Origin of the sequence: Streptomyces sp. NPDC001822 (assembly GCF_042892135.1) — a bacterium.
In the GTDB taxonomy this organism is placed as follows: domain Bacteria; phylum Actinomycetota; class Actinomycetes; order Streptomycetales; family Streptomycetaceae; genus Streptomyces.
The window spans coordinates 178,261-195,609 of the sequence record NZ_JBIATW010000008.1; the positions used below are offsets into that span (position 1 = coordinate 178,261).

A 17,349-nucleotide genomic window follows, 5' to 3' on the forward strand; every position below is an offset into this window, starting at 1 on the left:
CCTGCCGGGCGAAGGGCGGATTCACCCGCCTTCGTACCGCTTACGCGGGTCCGCCGCCGCTTCCCTGCCACGGATACAGGCCGAGCGCCAGGTACCCCAGAGCGCGAGCAACCGTAGTGATGTACGGGACGTGTGATCCCACGTAGTGGCCGGGCTGATCCGAGCCCGAAGTTGCATAGACGGAAAGACCGCGCCAGTCGTTTTCGAGTTCCTGCTGCACCGCGGGCATGGTGAACTGGTAGCTCTGGTTTGCCATCATCTGAATGATGATGCCCTGTACGTCACGGAAGCGGGCCGCTTCGGACGTGGCCTGGATGATGCGCAAGAGCGACGCGGCAGTAGCCTGGAAGTTGTTGCCGCCGTTCTGTTCCGAGCCCCGCTGGAGATACGCCAGCTGGAAAACGGAGTTGTACAGCGAGGCGTAGCTCATCTGCGTGTTGTCGCGGGTGACTCCCGGACCTCCCTGCGCCGGCGGCCGTGCCATCGAGGTGTAGGCGCCGCTGTACTGGAGCCTCTGGTAGTTGGCCGGAGGAAGCAGTCCACGGTCCGAGCTACTGTTACGAAGGTAGTTCATCTCACCTTCGAGATTGAAGTCGCTGTCGTTGAAGTAGTAGGTCACGTTCCCGTTGTTCGGGGAACTCGCATCGACGCTCGTTGTGGTGAATCCGCGCAGGTACATGTTGTTCGGGGTGTACCAAAGTCGCAATTCGGTCTGGTGGCCCTGGGCATTGGTCACGTTCAGGTCTGCCCGCAGCAGGGCGTGAGGAGAAGAGTCCCCGTTCTGCGTGAGGCTGGTGTCCTGTGCGTACCAGTGGCCCGCGGAATTTCGGATGCTCTGCAGGAACGTGCCCCAGGAGCCTGCCATGGCAGCCGGGTTGTCCCACTCCCCGCGCATGTTCACATACACATGCGCGATGCGGAAGTTGCCGGTGTCGGCGTGTGCTGTGCCGGCTCCCGTCAGGAAGGTGGCCGCAGCGATGAGGAGCGCCGTGAGAAGCGCGATGAGACGAGCCGGCTTGCCTTGAATCAAGGAGGGGAGCCGCGTCGGACTGGGGGGCATGGTGCTATTCCTTGGTGTTTTCTCGGTGGTGTCGAAGCTCTTGACGAGGTTGTTTGCTCCGGAAACCGACCATACCAAGTGGATGATGCTTATAATCCATTCACCAGTGTGGTTTCCGTCACGGGCGCACTTTACTGTCCGTATCCGGCCCATCGAGGCGGCCGTGCACCGCCGCCTCGCGGCCGCCATGGTGCGCGCGAACAAGGGCTAAGATCCAATTCCGGTCCCTCGCTGAATCTCCTGTCGCCTCATCTGCTCCCGCGAACCCAGTAAATATGACGACCCCGGTGAGTAGGCCTGGACGGCTACCCCACCATCTTTTTCTAGGCCTTTGTGGCTCCGGAAGCCGGTACATCAAGCTGTGGGGCGGGGAGGGGAAGGTGATTGCGGGTAAGTGACGCATCATCAACCTGTCCGGAGATGTGCTGAGTCAGCGAGGCCGATACCGCAAGGATTGCCCGTTCCTGACGGTCCAGCGGCTCGTCGTCTTTCCGGTCGCGGTTGCCATCAGCCTGATCGTTGGAGGGCTCGCCGCCGTAGCCTGCTTCACATGTCAGAGAGTGGTACGCCCGCAGCACGCGACGACAACCCCGAGGAGACCCGCCGGCTGCGCCTGCGCCGGACGTTCGACGAGGACGCGGAACTGTACGACAGGGCGAGACCCGGATACCCGACGGAGCTCTAATCGACGGTGCGGACCACGCGGCGGAGGTCGCGCGAAGCGGCCGGTTCGGCCCGACGGCCTTCCGCCGCTACGCGCAGGACATCACCTACAGCACGGTGAAGTACCTGGAGACACTGCGGAGTTACTCAGGTCATCGGGCCCTTCCGGAATCCGCCAGGGATGGGCTGCTGGCATGCATCGCGAGCCTGATCGACGGACGGTACGGCGGCAGGGTGACCAAGCGGTACCTGATCGAGCTGGCGGTGTCACGCAGGCGGTGAGGCCCGTGGGCAGCATGGTCAGGCCGTCTCACCCCCGACTCCCGTCGTGGACGGGCAGCCCGGTCCCGAGGGCTCCTGCTGTCCTGGAGAGTGCGCATTCCGCCCAGACCGTCTTGCCCGGACCGAGGCGGTCACGGACGCCCCAGCGGACCGCGAGCGCGTCGACGAGGATCAGACCGCGGCCGTGTTCCTCGTCGTGGGCCGGCAGGACACGGATCTCCGGCCGGGAGGGGTGGATCCTCGGTCGGGAGGGATGGGTGTCGGACACTTCGATACGGATGACGCCCCTGCCGCCGTCGTGAGCGAGGAGCAGAGCGAAGCCCCGGCCGGGGACGAGACCGTGCAGCACGGCGTTGGCGGCGAGCTCGGCGACGACGACGGTGACCGCGTCATGGTGCTCCGATCCGCGCGGATGCCCCCACTCGACGAGTTGAAGTGCGGCGAGCAGGCGCGCGAGGCGTGCCCCGCGCCGGGTGGCGGAGAAGGTCTGGGCGAACACGCCTGGGGTGAGGGTCGCTCGGGTGTGAGGGGCTGGCATGGAATCCAGCCTGCGGAGATGCGGGATCCGGCGGCAGGCACGGCACCGATACAGATCGCCTTGTACTGGTTCACGCGCTGGACTGGGTGGGTCACGGTGCGTAACCATGGGTGGGTCGGGCGGTCGGGCGGAGCTCAGTGAGGCACAAGGAGATACGGGCGCGAATGGTGACGGACAATGGCGGTGCCAGGGGTGGAGCCGGCGCAGGCTGCGGAGAGCCCGAGCTGTCCGACAGCCTCCGGACGTTCGGGGCGGTGCTCAAGGCGCTGCGCGACGAAGCCCGCCTGACCCAGGAGCAGTTCGCGCCGCTGGTCCAGTACTCCACGGCGTACATCGCCAAGATCGAGCAGGGCAAGCGGTACCCGCCCCGGGACCTGTTGGACCGTGCGGAGGAGGTGCTGGGGGACACGGCTGCGCGGGTGCTGGAGGCGGCGGCGAAGAGCCTGACGCGGAAGGCGGGGCTGGCGTCATGGTTCCTGCAGTGGGCGGCCATCGAGGAGGACACGACCTCGCTCTACGCCTACGAGTGCCGGGTCATCCCCGGCCTCCTGCAGCCTGCGCCGTACATCAAGGCACTCTTCGAGCGCCATCTGCCTCCGCTCACCCAAGAGCAGTGTGAACGGCAGGTGTCGGCCCGGCTGGCCCGCCAGCAGCTCCTTGTCGAACGTCCGAACACCATGTTCAGCTTCATCATTGAGCAAGCGCTTCTGGAGCGGCGTCTGGGTGGTTCGGAGGTGACGAATGCTCTCGTCGATCATTTGCTCGTGGTGGGGCGGTACCGCAACGTGGAACTCCAGGTGATGCCTCTGGTCCAGGAGGACCACGCAGGCTTCGAAGGCGAGATGTATCTGGCAGAAACCGCCGATCACCGATGGGCCGGCTACGTCGAAGGACACGGCACCAGCGTGCTCATCAGCGATCCGAAGGCTGCAAGTCACATGCTGCACCGCTATGGCAAGATGCGCTCGCAGGCGCTGAGCCATCAGGCAACGACACGCCTGTTGGAACGGATGCGAGGAGGGTGATGAGCAGCGTGGAGCCGGCCTGGTTCAAGAGCAGTTACAGCGGGGGCGGAGGGGACAACTGCGTAGAGATCGCAGTGCTTCCCGAGGTCGTACTGGTCCGGGACTCGAAGGACGCGCAGAGGTCCGCACTGGCGGTGTCTCCTCGCGCGTGGTCTGCGTTCACGGCACTGGCCGCAGACGCGCACCTCTGAACGGCCCGACCTGTTGGTGAGTGCGTGCTACCCCGCGGCGATCGCGGAGAACGTCAGCACGTCGGCAGGGATCTGGTGACGAAGCTTCCAGACGATGCCCATGGGTTTGCTGCCCTCATGCTCGACGTACTCGGCAGGGCCGAGGAGCATCCAAGGCTGCGGGCCGCCGATGTCCGTCTTCTTGAAGCGCCGCACGAAGAGCAAGACGTGCGTGCCCATAGTTCTATGCGTTCGGTAGCGGATGCCTGTGGGGGACGACTCTGACGTCTGGTGCTGTGACTCCCAGTGGAACAGGAAGTCGTTGCGTGCGTAGTCCTTGTAGCGGGTCTCCGGGGAAAAGTCTTTCTCGTCCTTCTCCAGCGTGATGAACAGGGCATCAGTCTGAATCCCCTCGCACCACCTCACGCCCTCGCGGAAGTTCCCTGGCAGCGAGCCGCCCAAGGCGGACTGGCCCAAGGCGGGAAGAATCTCCTCGCGGCTGTACGAAGCGTGCACCGTCAACGGCAGGCGTGCATGCGTGCCGAGGAGCGGGAGCGGCACATGGTCGGTCTGGCTGAGTCCATGGGCAAGCACCTGCAGCAGCTCGTCGCGGAAGGTTGCCTGAGTGCGCAGTGCGTCGAATCCTGCCTGGTAGCTGCTGAAGCCACCGCCCAACGGCCAGAGGGAGAAGAAGAGCATCCGGGCGAAAGATCGATCCCTTTCGGACAGGTCTGCGTATGCGGGTGGGTCGGTGGCCAGCAGTCGGCTGTAAGCGTCGACCCGCATCGGATCGTCGACGTGCAGGAATGCAGGGGCACGCTTCAGGAGTGCAGCTTCCCCCTGTGGGGCCTCTCCGTGGAGGAGCTTCGCTCGACGCAGCAGGCCCGTCCACGAGTTTCCGTTCCCCCGGTACAACTCCTTGATATCCCGGCCGCTCTCAGCGAGATAGGGTCCCAGGCGGGGCTCGGCGTATGCTGCCACTTCCTGGGCCAGCTGAGTGACGTTGACGCCGATTTGATTGCGGATGTTGTCGATGATCAGGTCCTTGGCCTTCGACTCAAGGATGATCTGGCAGCCGGACGGCAATTGCGGGAAACCTTGCTCCACGCTCGCCAGGAGGCGATTGCGAGTGAGGTTCGTCAGAGCGCGGAACTGGCTTTCGAAGCGGAACTCCTTTCGATGCTGTCCGATGAAGTCCAAGACGGTGAGAACCGCCTTGTCGTCGGTGCGGCGCAGCCCGCGCCCGAGCTGCTGGAGGAAGACGGTGGCGCTGGACGTCGGACGGAGGAGGAGTAGGGTGTCCACGTCAGGGATATCGAGTCCCTCGTTGAACAGATCGACCGAGAAGATCACTTGAAGTGCGCCCGCCCGGAGATCGTCCAGAGCCGCCTTCCGCTCAAGGGGCGGTGTATCTCCCGAAAGTGCACGGGCGTTGAGCCCCGCCCGGCGGAAGAAGTCGGCCATGAAGTGGGCGTGCGCCACCGAGACGCAGAAGCCGAGGGCGCGCATGGCGCCCGGGTTGGTCACCTTGTCCCGGACCGCTTGCACGACCAGTCGGGCCCGCGCGTCGTTGCCGGTGAAGAGATTGCTCAGACCCGCAGCGTCGTATGCTCCGCGCTTCCAGGTGACTGCGCGCATGTCGGTGTTGTCCGTGATGCCGAAATAGTGGAATGGGCTGAGGAGTTCGTTCTCCAGCGCCTCCCACAGCCGCATCTCCGCGGCGATCCGGCCGTCGAAGAACTCGTCCTGGACGTTCAGCCCGTCCATTCGCTCCGGCGTCGCGGTGAGGCCGAGGAGTTCCCGCGGTGCGAAGTGGTCCAGGAGCTTGCGATACGTGGGTGATGTGCCGTGATGGAACTCATCGATCACGATGACGTCGAAGTGATCGGGCGCGAAGCGCTCCAGCGTCCGGGTGTTCAGTGATTGCACACTGGCGAAGACGTGAGTCCAGTCTTCGGGGACTTCTCCCCCGAAGCACAGTTCGCCGAAGTTTGCGTCGGTGAGTACGTTCTGGTATACCCGCAGCGACTGTTCGAGGATTTCCTTGCGGTGGGCCACGAAGAGCAGCCGAGAGCTCTGGTCGAGGGTATGGCGAAGGCGCTTGTAGTCCAAGGCGGCCATCACTGTCTTTCCTGTGCCCGTCGCCGCCACGAGAAGGTTGCGGTGGCGGTCATGCACAGTGCGCTCGACTTCGAGGCGTTCGAGCATGTCGCGCTGATGAGGGTAGGGGCGGACCTCAAGTCCAGAGAGGGTGATCGTGTTGCGTTCGCGATGATCTGAACTACCGGCACGCGACAGCGCGTCGTCCAGTCGCGCTGCGTCCACGTCGGGGTCGTACGGCTCGAATGCCTGCTCGCTCCAGTACGCGTCGAACGTGGCCTCGAATTTGCGCAGCACCGACGGCGTCGCGATGGAGGACAGCCGCACGTTCCATTCGAGCCCGTCGAGGAGGGCCGCCTTCGAGAGGTTTGAGCTTCCGACGTATGCGGTGTCGAAGCCGCTACCTCTGCGGAAGAGCCACGCCTTGGCGTGCAGTCTGGTGGAACGCAGCTCGTAGTTGACCTTCACCTCTGCGCCGAAATCACGAACGAGACGGTCAAGCGCACGCCTCTCGGTGGCACCGATGTACGTGGTGGTCAGGACGCGGATGGGGACGCCGCGAGAGTGCGCAGAAGCCAGGGACTCTTCGAGTACGCGCAGGCCGTGCCACTTCACGAAGGCGCAGAGCAGGTCGACACGGTCGGCCGTCGCCAACTCGGCGCGCAGCTCGAAACCCAGGCTGGGATCATCGGGCGAGTTGGTGATGAGCGCCGTATCGGAGAGCGGAGTTGCGGGGCGGATGGCGTACACGCCTGGGGCTTCCTGCTCCGCGACGGAGAGCAACTGACGAGGTCCGTCAGTGACGAGATCGATCCACTGGGCCGCGCCTTCGATCGTATTGAGGGATTCCAGGATGTGGTTCGCCGCAAGCACCTGCTCGGCAGGGGACAGCCCGTCGAGGATCCGGCGCACGGTTTCGCCGATGTGCCGCGCCAGCACGCGAGGTGCGGACTCCGGTCCGACCAAACCGTCGATGGCCCGCCGACCTGCAGAGTCGAACTGCTGAAGCCGCTCCTGAAGGCGGTGCGTGACGAGCGTTTCGTAGAGGCCGACGACCGGGGTCGCTACCTCTGGAAAGTCGCTGGGCATGGCCGAGTCCCCCTCATCTCGTCACGTACAAGTGCAGTTGTATCAAGTGGCACTGACGGCGACCTCGGGATGGCATTGGCCGATCAACTCGCCCCCGTTTCCGCCAGTGTGGTTACGGCGTGAGCCTGCCAGGGGCGATGCCTTCACCCACGGGCTGGGCATTGCCGCGGTCGGCGCGGCGGCGGTCATCGGGGGCCCGCGGTCCTCTCCGAGGGCTTTCTACGAGGGTGGGCGCGGCAGGCCCAGTGGTGCTGTCGGCTTCCCGCCGTTCCGGGGAGCGGACTCGGGGCCAGGCGTCGCAGCCTTTCGGCCCTGCCGGCGGGAGAGGCCCGCTGGCACCCCGCCCGAAGCCCGGAGCCCCGCCATCCACCCCGCCCTCCTCCTGCCCTCAGGTAGCGAGCGCCGGAGCGGGGGCCGATGCTGGTTCGGTAGGGGTCGTCGAGTGCGGAGGTCCGTCCCCAGGGCTCCGCGAGGGGGCTAAGGAGCTTGCCTAATGGCTGATGCGCCCCTGATGGTCGTGGACGGGGCCGGAGTGGTCACCGGGTGGAGCCGGGCGGCCGAGCGGCGTTTCGGTCCTGCGACCGCCGACGCGCTCGGACTGCACGTCATGGACGTGCTGGCCGGTGACACCGGTCGTGCGGCCGGTGACGGCGAGGTGACGGGGCTGCGGCTGGAACCCCTCGCCGGGTCCGACTGGGCTTTCTGGGCCGCCGCGCCGGACGAGGGCGGGGGCGGTGACGCGGTCGGGACGGCGCTGCTGGACGTGATGTTCACCCAGGCGCGGGTGCGGCTGCATGTGCTCGACCCCGACCTCGACGTCCTGCGGGTCAGCGACCCCTCCGCCGAGGCGGGTGAGACGGCGCGGCTGCACGGACGGCCGTTCCGCTCCGTGTGCGACTTCGAGGAACCGGACCGGGTCGAAGCCTTCGTGCGCGAGGTCATACGCACCGGGGTGCCCGGTGTCGAGGAGCCGTTCAGGGCGCATCCGGACGCGGTGGCGGGCGGCACGCGCACCCTCTCCCTGACGGCGTTCCGGCTCCAGGAGGTGCACGGGACGCGGCTCGGTGCCCGCGGCAGTGTGCTGGGTGCGGCCGTCGCGGTGGTCGACGTCAGCGACCGGGTGCGCCGCCGGCAGCGCGAGACGGCTCTCCTCGCGGTCCGCGACTCCGTGGGCCGCACCCTGGACGTCGAGGCCACCTGCCGCGACCTCGTCGGCGCGCTGGTGCCCGGTTACGCCGACGTGGGTGTGGTCGAGGTCGTCGACGACGTCCTGCGCGGGGAGGCACCCCAGCCGGGGCCACTGGGGCCCGATGTTCCCATGAGGCGCGCGGGGTACAAGGGGGAGAACGAGGCCGCCCATCCGATCGGCGACATCCGCGCGGTGCCGGCGGGCACGCCCTACCGGCGGGCCGTCTCCGACCTGCGGGCCAGGGTCCTGCCCCTGGACGATCTCACCTGGGCCGACGCAGACCCCGCCCGCGCGGGTTCCATCCGCCGCGTCGGGGCCCACACCCTCCTCGTGGCGCCGCTCACGGTACGCGGGGCGGTGCTGGGGCTGCTGACGCTCTACCGGTGCGGGGCCTCCGAACCGTTCACCGAGGAGGACCTGCCCGCGGCCCTCGCGATGGCGTCCCGCGCCGCGCTCGGCATCGACAACGCCTGCCGGTACGTGCACGAGTACACCATCGCCAGCGCCCTCCAGCGCAGACTGCTGCCGCAGAGCCCCGCGCCCCAGCCCGCCGTCGAGAGCGATCATCTGCTGCTGCCCGGCGGGGGATCCGGGAACTGGTTCGACACGATCGCCCTGTCCGGGGCCCGAACGGCCCTGGTCATAGGGGAGGTGGCCGAGCGGGGCATCTACGCGGCCACCACCATGGGACAGCTCCGCACCGTCGTCCACGCCCTCGCGGCGCTGGACCTGGAGCCCGACGAGCTCCTCGCGCGGCTGTACGACACCGCGGCACGCCTGGCCGAGGAACGTGCCCACCTGCCGCAGAGCGACCCGCTGCACCGTGAGCCACTGGCCGCGACCTGCGCGTACGCCGTGTACGACCCCTTCACCGAGAAGGCGACCGTGGCGTCCGCCGGTCATCCCGCTCCGCTCGTCGTCGAGCCGGACGGCGCCGCCTTCGTGGTGGGCCTGCCCGTCGGGCCGCCGCTCGGGGCGCTGGACCGGGCGCCCGTCGCCGCGGTGTCCCTCGCGCTCCCGGAAGGCAGCCTGCTCGCGCTCCACACCAACGCGCTGCGGGGCTACTCCCAGCCGTCCTCCGGTGCCCTGCGCCAGGCGCTGACTCCCACCGACCGGCCGCTGAAGGACCTGTGCGACGCCGTCGCGCGCTCCCTGCCCGACAGCGCCGATCTCCGGGGCGCCGCGCTGCTCCTCGCCCGGACCCACGCCATGCCCCCGGACCGCTACGCCGCGTGGGAACTGCCCTACGACAAGACCGCTCCCGCGACCGCGCGCCGCCTCACGTCCAAGACGCTCGCCGAGTGGCGCATCGAGGACGACACCGGGGACGCGACCGAGCTGATCGTCAGCGAGCTCGTCACCAACGCCGTGCGCTACGGAACCCCGCCGGTGGTCCTGCGGCTGATCCTCGACCGCGGACTGATCTGCGAGATCCGGGACGGCAGCACCACCGCGCCGTACATGAAGTACGCGGGAGCCGTGGACGAGGGCGGCCGGGGGCTCTTCATCATGTCCCACCTCGCCTCGCTGTGGGGCACCCGTTACGCCGCCGACGGCAAGACCGTCTGGTCCGAGCAGACGCTCCGGGAGGGCGGCGCCTGACGGCTCCCGTCCCCGGCCGGGGGTCACACCGGCTTCACGCGGGCTCGTCCTCGGCGAGGGTGTGCGCGACCAGGGCGTTCGCATGGCCGTGTCCCAGGCCGTGTTCCGTCTTGAGCCAGGAGACGATCTCCATGTGCCGGGTCAGGGGCGAGGAGCGGATGAGGTCCTTCCACTCCGCGACGGGGCGGCCGTACTTCTTCTCGATCGAGGGGAAGTAGCTCGCGGGGCCCTTCACTGCGTCGGTCATGCCGTCGTCCCGTCCGTCGTGTTCGCCGTCGTGCGGCGCCGGTGCGCCGTACCGCGCATATGACCGTGGGCGGGCGCGGAAGTCATCGGTGGGACACGGAATCGGTGCGGCGGCGACGCGCGTCCGGCTGCGTCCGGCCGGGTGTGGGAGTGCGCCCGGACGTGCCCGGGCGCACCCGCGTCTCAGCCCGTCCCGTGGCACTCCCGGTACGTGCGCTCCGCGCCGCACCAGCAGGCCGCGCTGCGCGCCGGGGGCCAAGGGACGGCGCGGCCCCGGGCCGCCAGCGTCGTGGCGTACTGGGGGAGGAGGTCCGGGTCGGAGGGCGAGGCGGCCTCCGACGCGGCGAACGCCTCGTAGGACGGGACCGTGCCCGTCACGATGCCCAGGTTGGGCGTGCCCGCCGCGTGCAGGTCGCGCAACGCGGCCTCCAGGCGCGCGAGATGGTCCTCGTGCGAGAGGTATTCCTGGGTGAGTTCCGGGTACGCCGCCAGGAGTTCGCGCAGCTCGTCACCGGGCCAGCGCAGCACCGCGACGGGGAAGGGGCGGGACAACGCCGTGCGATAGGTGCCCAGTTCGGCGCGGAGCCGGTTGATCTCCGCCTGCAGCTCGCTCGGGTCCGACGAGCCGAGGGCCCACAGGCGCTTCGGGTCGTGCAGCTCGTCCAGCGGCACGGCGGCCGTGTGCAGGGTGTCGGCCAGTTCGTCCCAGGCGTCGTGACCGACGCCCATCAGCCGGCGTACCCGGTGCCGTCCGATGAGCAACGACTGGGTCGCGTAGGGGACTTCCTCACCCGGGGCGATCAGTAGGGTCAGCGCCGTCGAGAAGAAGTCGTGGGCGGACTCCAGCTCGTCGTGGGCTTCGAGGGTCTCCGCGGCGATCTCCCACGGGGCCGCGTCCAGCGGGCCGGCCGTGCGGATGCCGTCGATGATCGCGCGGGCCTCGGCCTCGTGGCCGTACTCCCAGAGGTTGGCCGCCTTGAGGGCTTTGACCAGGTGCGGCTGTTCGACGGGGATGTCGGGCGATCCGAGCAGTTCGTCGTAGAGGGTGGTCGCGCGGGCGCGGTCCCCGGCGAGCTCCAGATGGGCCGCTGCCTGGAGGAACAGCGGCTCGTGGTCCTCGGGGTACTGCGCCGCGGTGCGCAGCAGGCGCTCGGCTTCGGTGGTGTGGTCGGCAGGCGTGTCGGGGCGCATGGACCACACGGTACTGCGGGAGGGGGGCGGGATGAGAGGGAGCGTGCTGGAGTGGTGGTGAAGGCCGGAAGACCGCCCGGGGAACGCCCGGCGGCTCCCTCCCGGGAGGGAGCCGCCCGCACGGGGAGGCACCCGCCCACCCGTGGGACCCGGCGCGGGGCACGGCTCCCGGCCGCCGCCGGGCCGTACGGCGTGCTCAGCGCTCCCGCCGGCGTGCTCAGCGCTCCCGCAGGAACAGGACGGCGACCACGGCCACGACCGCCAGGCCTGCCGAGAGCAGGACCGCTCCGTTCGCCCCGGCCGGAGTGGTCGCCACCGCGATCGTCACGGCCACCCCGGCGGAGGAGCCGAGGTAGCGGGCCGTGTTGTTGGCGCCGGACCCCATGGCGGCACGGTCGGCGGGTACGGACTCGACGGCGAGGCGGGGCAGGGCCGCGTTGATCAGGCCGCTGCCCACGCCCGCGACGACCAGTGCCGGGACGAGGCGCAGCCACACCGACCCGGAGGGGTCGCCCGGTGTGCCGCTCAGGATTCCGAGGATCGGAAGCACCGCCACCGCGTGGAGTGCGAAGCCGATGGCGAGCTGGTGGCGTGCGGCGACCCGGCCCGCCAGGCGCCGGGCCTGGAGCGCCACGGCGAACGACGTGCCCGACCAGAGCAGGAACAGCCAGGCCGAGTCGAGTGACGAGAGCGAGAGTGAGTGCTGGAGGAGGGTGGGGAGATAGCTGAACAGCCCGATCACGGCGAGACCGGTGAACAGTCCGCCGGTCCCGGCCGCCAGGAAGGCGCGGCTGCGGAACAGTGCCAGGTCGATGAGCGGGGCCGCGGCCCGGCGTTCCACCGCCGCGAACACGGCGGTCAGGGCCACCGTCGCGAGCAGCAGCAGGCCGACGGGTGCGCGCAGCCAGCCGTCCCGGCCGAGGGTGAGCGCGGTCAGCAGCGCCGTCATGGCCAGTCCGAGCGCGACGGCTCCGGCGAGGTCGGGGCGGCCGGTGCGCGGGGTGCGGGACTCCGCGAGCGCACGGAAGGCGAAGGCCCCGGTGACGAGGGCGCCGGCGCCCAGCGCGAGATACGTCAGGCGCCAGTCGACGGCGCCGAGCGAACCGCTCAGCAAGGGGCCGAGTGCTATCCCGGCGCTGACGAACGCACCCCAGACGCCCATCGCCCTGATCCGGGCATGGCCGGCCGGATACGCGCCGACCAGCAGGCCGAGGCTGGTGGCCAGGATCGCGGCGCTCGCCGCGCCCTGGCCCGCCCGGGCGAGGGTGAAGCCGAGGGTGTCCGTGGCCAGGGCGCCGAGTCCGGCGGTGAGGCCGAGGCCCAGGGTGCCGATGAGGAAGATCCGGCGGCGCCCGAAGTCGTCGGCGAGGCTGCCCGCGACGAGCAGGACGACGGCGAGACCGAGCGGGGTCCCGTTGAGCAGCCATGCCTGGGCGGAAGGCGGGGTGGAGAAGGCGGCGGTGAGGGTGGGCAGGGCGGTCGTCGGCGCGGTGAAGTTCATCAGCGCGACGGTCGTGGCGGCGCTCGTCACGGCCAGGGTCGCGCCCGGCCGGTGCGGGCGGGCCGGCCGGGGCCCGGCGACGGGGCCGGCCGCTACGGACTGCTGGGTCATGACGTCCCTCCGGGGTGGGCCCGCCTGGGGTCCGGGGTTCACGGGCGCCCGGACGGTTCGATGAGCGAACCTTCCGGGCGGCTGAACGCTAACACGTCAAGGTTCATTCATTGAACCTACGGGGAGTAAAGTGGCGCCATGGCTCTCGGCAAGGACTACGCGGCACAGCAGTGCTCGATCGCCCGCGCGCTCGAAGTGATCGGCGAACGCTGGACGCTGCTCGTCGTGCGCGACGCCTTCTACGGTGTGCGCCGCTACAACGACTTCCTGAGCCACCTGGGCATCCCGCGCGCCGTCCTGGCCGCCCGCCTCCAGACGCTGACCGAGGCCGGAGTCCTGGCGAAGCACCGCTACCAGGAGTCGCCCCCGCGTGACGAGTACGTCCTCACCGACCGGGGCAAGGCGCTGTGGCCCACCCTCCGCTCCCTCGGCCTCTGGGGCCGCGAGCACGTCGACGGGACCGCCCCCGTGCGTTACTTCCACCACGCCACGTGCGGGACGGAGCTCGGTCCGTACGGCCAGTGCGCTGCCTGCGGCGGCATCGGCGTACCGCCCGAGGACGTGGAGGTGCGGCCCGGTGCGGGACTCGATCCCGACCCCGGCGACCCCGTCGGCCGTGCCCTGCTCGCGCCCCGGCGACTGCTTCGGCCGCTGGACGCCGATCGTGTATAACGGCTGAAGGACACATACGGCCGCGAAGTGAACGGGAGGGCCGATGAGCGACAACACGAACCGTGTGCGCCGCGGGATCGCCCGCCTGCTCCGCCCCGCCGCCTTCCTGGTCCTGTTCGTCGCCGAGGTCCTCCTCGCCGAAGGCGGCAGCCTCTCCGCCGCCGTCGCCCTCGCCGCCACCGCGGCCGCCGGCTCCGCGCTCCTCGTCTGCTCCGTCATCAACGCGCGCTGCGCCTGCCCCGTGCCCCGGACCAGGGTGCGTACGGCCATGCGCGACCGCGAGAAGCGCACCGCGTTCCTGCCGCAACGGGATCCCGACGCCCGAGGGCGCCGCAGGCCCCGAGCGCCCGGGGCCGCCCTCCTGACGGCCGCGTAGAGCACCCCTCAGCACCTTCTGCGCGGTTCGTCCTGCCGAGTTCCAGTCATCCCGGCACGACGAGACCCCCGGAGGGCTCACCCATGTCCGCATTCATGTCCGCCTTCGCGAACCTGGTCGGCGCGTTCGCCGACCTCCTGCAGCCGCTCTTCCACCACGCGTCCACGGCCGCCGCGATCATCCTGTTCACCGCACTGGTCAGGCTCGCCGTCCACCCCCTGTCGCGGGCGGCCGCGCGCGGCCAGAAGGCCCGCACCAAGCTCCAGCCGCAGATCGCCGAGCTGCGCAAGAAGCACGCCAAGAACCCCGACAGGATGCAGAAGGCGCTCATGGAGCTCCACGCGAAGGAGAAGGTCTCCCCGCTCTCCGGCTGCCTGCCGAGCCTCCTCCAGATGCCTGCCTTCTTCCTGCTCTACCACGTCTTCTCCAGCCAGAAGATCGGCGGCGAGGCCAATTCGCTGCTCGGCCACGAACTCCTCGGCGCCCCGCTCGGCGAGCGCTGGCACAACGCCCTCGCGGACGGCGGGCCCTTCGGCGGACAGGGGCTGGTCTACCTCGCGCTCTTCGCGATCGTCGCCGCCGTCGCCACCTTCAACTACGGCCGGACCAAGCGGCAGATGGCCGCCAACCCGGTCGCGCCCGCCACCGGCCCTGACGGGCAGCCCGTGCCCGGCATGGGCGCGATGACGAAGGTGATGCCGCTGATGTCGTTCCTGACGCTCTTCTCGGTGGCCTTCGTGCCGCTGGCCGCCGCGCTGTACATCGTCACCAGCACCACCTGGACCGCCATCGAGAGGGCCTACCTCTACCGCGACGTCCCGGCGGCGGAGGCCGCACTCGCCCCCGCCGTCTGAGGGAGCGGTGGCCAGTGTGTGAGCGGGTCCAGTGTGTGAACGGGGTCTTGCGGGGTGATCCGATGTCTTGGAGGATCGGCCAAGCCCTCGCTGGCCGCAACCCATCGACGGGCTCGACCTCGACCAAGGGGAGATGGACCGTTGAAGCTGCTTCGAGTGGGTACGGCGGGCGCGGAACGCCCCGCGCTGCTTGACCGTGACGGGACCCTGCGCGACCTCTCGGGCCTCGTCACCGACATCGACGGCGGGCTGCTCGCCGACGCCGCGGCCCTGGCCCGGGTGCGGGAGGCGGCGGGCACGCCCGAGGCGCTGCCCGCGCTGGACGCCGGCGGACTGCGCATCGGTCCGCCGCTCGCCCGGATCGGCAAGATCGTGTGCATCGGGCTGAACTACCACGACCACGCGGCCGAGACCGGCGCGGCCATCCCGGACGAACCGATCCTGTTCTTCAAGGCGCCGGACACCGTGGTGGGCCCGGACGACACCGTGCTCGTGCCGCGCGGCAGCCGCAAGACCGACTGGGAGGTCGAGCTCGCCGTCGTCATCGGCCGCACCGCCCGCTACCTGGATTCCGCCGAGGAGGCGCTCGGTCACATCGCCGGGTACGCGACGTCGCACGACGTCTCCGAGCGGGAGTTCCAGATAGAGCGCGGCGGCACCTGGGACAAGGGCAAGAACTGCGAGACGTTCAACCCGCTCGGGCCCTGGCTCGTCACGGCCGACGAGGTGGCCGACCCGCAGGCGCTGCCCCTGAAACTCTGGGTCAACGGGGAACTGAAGCAGGACGGCACGACGGCCCGGCAGATCTTCCCGGTCGGCGAGGTCGTCCGCTACCTGAGCCACTTCATGACGCTCTACCCCGGCGACGTCATCAACACCGGCACCCCGGCCGGCGTGGCCATGGGCCGGCCCGAGCCGAAGCCCTACCTCCGGGCGGGCGACGTCGTGGAGCTGGAGGTCGAGGGGCTGGGGCGCCAGCGCCAGGAACTCAAGGACGCCTGAGTCCCCACGCGGCCCTCGCCGCAGGGGCGCACGTGCGCGAACGGCCGCCGGGGTCTCCCGGCGGCCGTTCGTCCACGGTGGTCCTCAGGCCTGCGGCCCGGCCGTGAAGCGCTCCAGCGCCTCCACCACCAGTGCGTGGTCCTCGGCCTGCGGGAGACCGGAGACCGTGACCGTGCCGATCACGCCCGCGCCCTCCACCGCGATGGGGAACGACCCGCCGTGCGCGGCGTAGACGTCCGGGTCCAGCCGGGAGGAGTCCTCGAAGGTGGTGCCCTTGGCACGGAACCGCGTGCCGACGAGGTAGGAGCTCTCGCCGTACCGCTCCACCACCTTGCGCTTGCGGTCGATCCAGGCGTCGTTGTCCGCGCTCGAACCGGGCAGCGCGGCGTGGAACAGCTGCTGGCCGCCGCGCCGGATGTCGATGGCGACGGGGGCGTGCCGCTCGCGGGCCAGCGTGACCAGCAGGCCGCCCAGCGCGTACGCGTCGTCGTAACCGAAGTGCGGGAGCGTCAGGCGGCGCTCCTGCGCGATCAGCTCGGAAATGGTGGGAGCACCGGTGTTCATGCGTGCCGCTCCTCGTCGTGGTGGGGGGTGAGGGTCATGGACGTGCCCTCGCGAGCGGAGCGCCGCGCGGCTTCGAGGACCTCCAGCGTGGCCGCGGCCTGCAGGGCCGTCACGGGGTTCTCGCCCTCGCCGCGCAGGGCGGCGGCGATCGCGGCGTAGTACGCGGGATAGTCGCCCGGCAGGGTGCGGACGGGATCGCCGCCGCCGGTCAGCGGGGACTCGCCCGAACCGACCCGGCCCCACAGCTCCGCCGGCTCCTCGCCCCACGGCGCCCCGGCGCGCGGGCGCTGCCCCTCGCGCAGGGCGGCCTCCTGCGGGTCCAGGCCGTACTTCACGTAACCCGCCTTCGAGCCGAGCACCCGGAAGCGCGGGCCGAGCTGGGCGGTGGTGGCGGAGGCGTACAGGTGCGAGCGGACGCCGTTCGCGTGGGTGATCGCGATGAACGTGTCGTCGTCGGCGGCCGCACCCGGGCGGCGCACGTCGGACTCCGCGTACACCTGGACCGCGGGCCCGAACAGGGTCAGTGCCTGGTCGGCGATGTGGCTGCCCAGGTCGTAGAGCAGTCCGCCGATCTCCTCCGGATCGCCCGACTCGCGCCAGCCGCCCTTCAGCTGCGGACGCCACCGCTCGAAGCGGGACTCGAAGCGCTGGACCTCGCCCAGCTCGCCGTCCTGGATCAGGCCGGCCAGCGTGAGGAAGTCGTTGTCCCAGCGGCGGTTCTGGAAGACCGAGAGCAGGAGGCCGCGCTCAGCGGCGAGCGCGGCCAGCTCACGGGCCTCGGCGGCGGTGCCGGCGATCGGCTTGTCCACGACCACCGGAAGACCCGCTTCCAGCGCCGCCCGTGCGAGCGGCACATGGGACTTGTTCGGCGAGGCGATCACGATCAGGTCCAGCTCGTCCGCGCGCGGCCACAGCTCGTCGGGCGAGGCCGCGAGGCGCACGTCGGGGAACTCGGCGCGGGCCTGGGCCCGCCGCTCCTCGTTCGAGGTGACGACCGTGTCGAGGACGAGGCCCTCGGTCGCGGAGACCAGCGGGGCGTGGAAGACGGAACCCGCCAGGCCGTAGCCGACGAGCCCGACGCGGAGAGGAGCGTGGACAGTCATGCGAACCACTT

Annotated in this window: 15 protein-coding genes and 1 pseudogene; 8 read left to right on the forward strand and 8 right to left on the reverse strand. The window is 70.0% G+C overall.

Going from position 1 to position 17,349, the window contains the following annotated elements; genetic code table 11:
• Positions 1 to 40 precede the first annotated feature (40 nt).
• Positions 41 to 1,060 carry a ribosome-inactivating family protein gene (locus ACFYY2_RS20295; protein ID WP_388744735.1) on the reverse strand — a complete coding sequence of 340 codons (1,020 nt, stop codon included), beginning with the start codon at positions 1,058 to 1,060 and terminating at the stop codon, positions 41 to 43.
• Between the two features lie 549 nt (positions 1,061 to 1,609).
• On the opposite strand from ACFYY2_RS20295, the pseudogene ACFYY2_RS20300 reads away from it, so the two are divergent.
• Positions 1,610 to 2,005, forward strand: a pseudogene (locus ACFYY2_RS20300) (hypothetical protein); the annotation flags it as partial.
• Between the two features lie 28 nt (positions 2,006 to 2,033).
• On the opposite strand, the gene ACFYY2_RS20305 reads toward ACFYY2_RS20300, so the two are convergent.
• Positions 2,034 to 2,543 carry an ATP-binding protein gene (locus ACFYY2_RS20305; protein ID WP_388744738.1) on the reverse strand — a complete coding sequence of 170 codons (510 nt, stop codon included), beginning with the start codon at positions 2,541 to 2,543 and terminating at the stop codon, positions 2,034 to 2,036.
• Positions 2,544 to 2,707: 164 nt separating this feature from the next.
• Here ACFYY2_RS20305 and ACFYY2_RS20310 point away from each other — a divergent pair, with 164 nt between their 5' ends.
• A complete protein-coding gene (locus ACFYY2_RS20310) occupies positions 2,708 to 3,568 on the forward strand; it encodes a helix-turn-helix domain-containing protein (RefSeq protein ID WP_388744742.1) in 861 nt (286 codons plus the stop codon).
• Positions 3,568 to 3,759, forward strand: coding sequence for a DUF397 domain-containing protein (locus ACFYY2_RS20315; RefSeq protein WP_388744745.1), 192 nt, complete (start codon positions 3,568 to 3,570; stop codon positions 3,757 to 3,759). Before ACFYY2_RS20310 ends, ACFYY2_RS20315 begins: the two co-directional genes overlap by 1 nt.
• 27 nt (positions 3,760 to 3,786) lie before the next feature.
• Here the strand turns inward: ACFYY2_RS20315 and ACFYY2_RS20320 are convergent, their stop codons facing one another.
• The gene (locus ACFYY2_RS20320) at positions 3,787 to 6,927 is read right to left on the reverse strand and encodes a DUF3427 domain-containing protein (RefSeq protein ID WP_388744748.1); all 3,141 of its coding nucleotides are present in this window, start codon (positions 6,925 to 6,927) and stop codon (positions 3,787 to 3,789) included.
• 493 nt (positions 6,928 to 7,420) lie between these two features.
• On the opposite strand from ACFYY2_RS20320, the gene ACFYY2_RS20325 reads away from it, so the two are divergent.
• A complete protein-coding gene (locus ACFYY2_RS20325; RefSeq protein WP_388744751.1) occupies positions 7,421 to 9,718 on the forward strand; it encodes a SpoIIE family protein phosphatase in 2,298 nt (765 codons plus the stop codon).
• A 34-nt stretch (positions 9,719 to 9,752) separates the two neighbouring features.
• Here the strand turns inward: ACFYY2_RS20325 and ACFYY2_RS20330 are convergent, their stop codons facing one another.
• From ACFYY2_RS20330 to ACFYY2_RS20340, 3 genes are all read right to left on the reverse strand, one after another.
• The gene (locus ACFYY2_RS20330) at positions 9,753 to 9,965 is read right to left on the reverse strand and encodes a DUF4287 domain-containing protein (RefSeq protein ID WP_388744755.1); all 213 of its coding nucleotides are present in this window, start codon (positions 9,963 to 9,965) and stop codon (positions 9,753 to 9,755) included.
• Between the two features lie 182 nt (positions 9,966 to 10,147).
• Positions 10,148 to 11,155 carry an SEC-C domain-containing protein gene (locus ACFYY2_RS20335; RefSeq protein ID WP_388744758.1) on the reverse strand — a complete coding sequence of 336 codons (1,008 nt, stop codon included), beginning with the start codon at positions 11,153 to 11,155 and terminating at the stop codon, positions 10,148 to 10,150.
• Between the two features lie 217 nt (positions 11,156 to 11,372).
• Positions 11,373 to 12,767, reverse strand: a complete 1,395-nt coding sequence (locus tag ACFYY2_RS20340; protein WP_388744761.1) for an MFS transporter — start codon at positions 12,765 to 12,767, stop codon at positions 11,373 to 11,375.
• A gap of 138 nt (positions 12,768 to 12,905) precedes the next feature.
• Between ACFYY2_RS20340 and ACFYY2_RS20345 the strand changes: the two genes are divergently transcribed.
• From ACFYY2_RS20345 to ACFYY2_RS20360, 4 genes are all read left to right on the forward strand, one after another.
• Positions 12,906 to 13,439 (forward strand): winged helix-turn-helix transcriptional regulator, encoded by a 534-nt coding sequence (locus ACFYY2_RS20345; RefSeq protein WP_388744764.1) that lies wholly within the window; start codon positions 12,906 to 12,908, stop codon positions 13,437 to 13,439.
• Positions 13,440 to 13,482: 43 nt separating this feature from the next.
• Positions 13,483 to 13,815 (forward strand): DUF6412 domain-containing protein, encoded by a 333-nt coding sequence (locus ACFYY2_RS20350; protein WP_388744766.1) that lies wholly within the window; start codon positions 13,483 to 13,485, stop codon positions 13,813 to 13,815.
• Between the two features lie 83 nt (positions 13,816 to 13,898).
• Positions 13,899 to 14,669 (forward strand): YidC/Oxa1 family membrane protein insertase, encoded by a 771-nt coding sequence (locus ACFYY2_RS20355; protein WP_388744769.1) that lies wholly within the window; start codon positions 13,899 to 13,901, stop codon positions 14,667 to 14,669.
• Positions 14,670 to 14,810: 141 nt separating this feature from the next.
• On the forward strand, positions 14,811 to 15,671 hold the full coding sequence (locus tag ACFYY2_RS20360; RefSeq protein WP_388744772.1) for a fumarylacetoacetate hydrolase family protein: 861 nt from the start codon (positions 14,811 to 14,813) through the stop codon (positions 15,669 to 15,671).
• An 84-nt stretch (positions 15,672 to 15,755) separates the two neighbouring features.
• Here ACFYY2_RS20360 and ACFYY2_RS20365 read toward each other — a convergent pair whose 3' ends face one another.
• Together ACFYY2_RS20365 and ACFYY2_RS20370 are read right to left on the reverse strand one after the other, a co-directional pair.
• Positions 15,756 to 16,235 carry a heme-degrading domain-containing protein gene (locus ACFYY2_RS20365; RefSeq protein WP_388744774.1) on the reverse strand — a complete coding sequence of 160 codons (480 nt, stop codon included), beginning with the start codon at positions 16,233 to 16,235 and terminating at the stop codon, positions 15,756 to 15,758.
• Entirely contained in the window at positions 16,232 to 17,338 is a 1,107-nt protein-coding gene (locus ACFYY2_RS20370) for a Gfo/Idh/MocA family oxidoreductase (protein WP_388744777.1), read from the reverse strand. The genes ACFYY2_RS20365 and ACFYY2_RS20370 overlap by 4 nt, the downstream gene beginning before the upstream one ends.
• Positions 17,339 to 17,349 lie beyond the last annotated feature (11 nt).

Excerpts from the sequence above, each read along its gene's own strand:
- ACFYY2_RS20295 (WP_388744735.1), bottom strand. The coding sequence starts at position 1,060 with ATGCCCCCCAGTCCGACGCGGCTCCCCTCCTTGATTCAAGGCAAGCCG.
- ACFYY2_RS20305 (WP_388744738.1), bottom strand. The coding sequence starts at position 2,543 with ATGCCAGCCCCTCACACCCGAGCGACCCTCACCCCAGGCGTGTTCGCC.
- ACFYY2_RS20310 (WP_388744742.1), top strand. The coding sequence starts at position 2,708 with ATGGTGACGGACAATGGCGGTGCCAGGGGTGGAGCCGGCGCAGGCTGC.
- ACFYY2_RS20315 (WP_388744745.1), top strand. The coding sequence starts at position 3,568 with ATGAGCAGCGTGGAGCCGGCCTGGTTCAAGAGCAGTTACAGCGGGGGC.
- ACFYY2_RS20320 (WP_388744748.1), bottom strand. The coding sequence starts at position 6,927 with ATGCCCAGCGACTTTCCAGAGGTAGCGACCCCGGTCGTCGGCCTCTAC.
- ACFYY2_RS20325 (WP_388744751.1), top strand. The coding sequence starts at position 7,421 with ATGGCTGATGCGCCCCTGATGGTCGTGGACGGGGCCGGAGTGGTCACC.
- ACFYY2_RS20330 (WP_388744755.1), bottom strand. The coding sequence starts at position 9,965 with ATGACCGACGCAGTGAAGGGCCCCGCGAGCTACTTCCCCTCGATCGAG.
- ACFYY2_RS20335 (WP_388744758.1), bottom strand. The coding sequence starts at position 11,155 with ATGCGCCCCGACACGCCTGCCGACCACACCACCGAAGCCGAGCGCCTG.
- ACFYY2_RS20340 (WP_388744761.1), bottom strand. The coding sequence starts at position 12,767 with ATGACCCAGCAGTCCGTAGCGGCCGGCCCCGTCGCCGGGCCCCGGCCG.
- ACFYY2_RS20345 (WP_388744764.1), top strand. The coding sequence starts at position 12,906 with ATGGCTCTCGGCAAGGACTACGCGGCACAGCAGTGCTCGATCGCCCGC.
- ACFYY2_RS20350 (WP_388744766.1), top strand. The coding sequence starts at position 13,483 with ATGAGCGACAACACGAACCGTGTGCGCCGCGGGATCGCCCGCCTGCTC.
- ACFYY2_RS20355 (WP_388744769.1), top strand. The coding sequence starts at position 13,899 with ATGTCCGCATTCATGTCCGCCTTCGCGAACCTGGTCGGCGCGTTCGCC.
- ACFYY2_RS20365 (WP_388744774.1), bottom strand. The coding sequence starts at position 16,235 with ATGAACACCGGTGCTCCCACCATTTCCGAGCTGATCGCGCAGGAGCGC.
- ACFYY2_RS20370 (WP_388744777.1), bottom strand. The coding sequence starts at position 17,338 with ATGACTGTCCACGCTCCTCTCCGCGTCGGGCTCGTCGGCTACGGCCTG.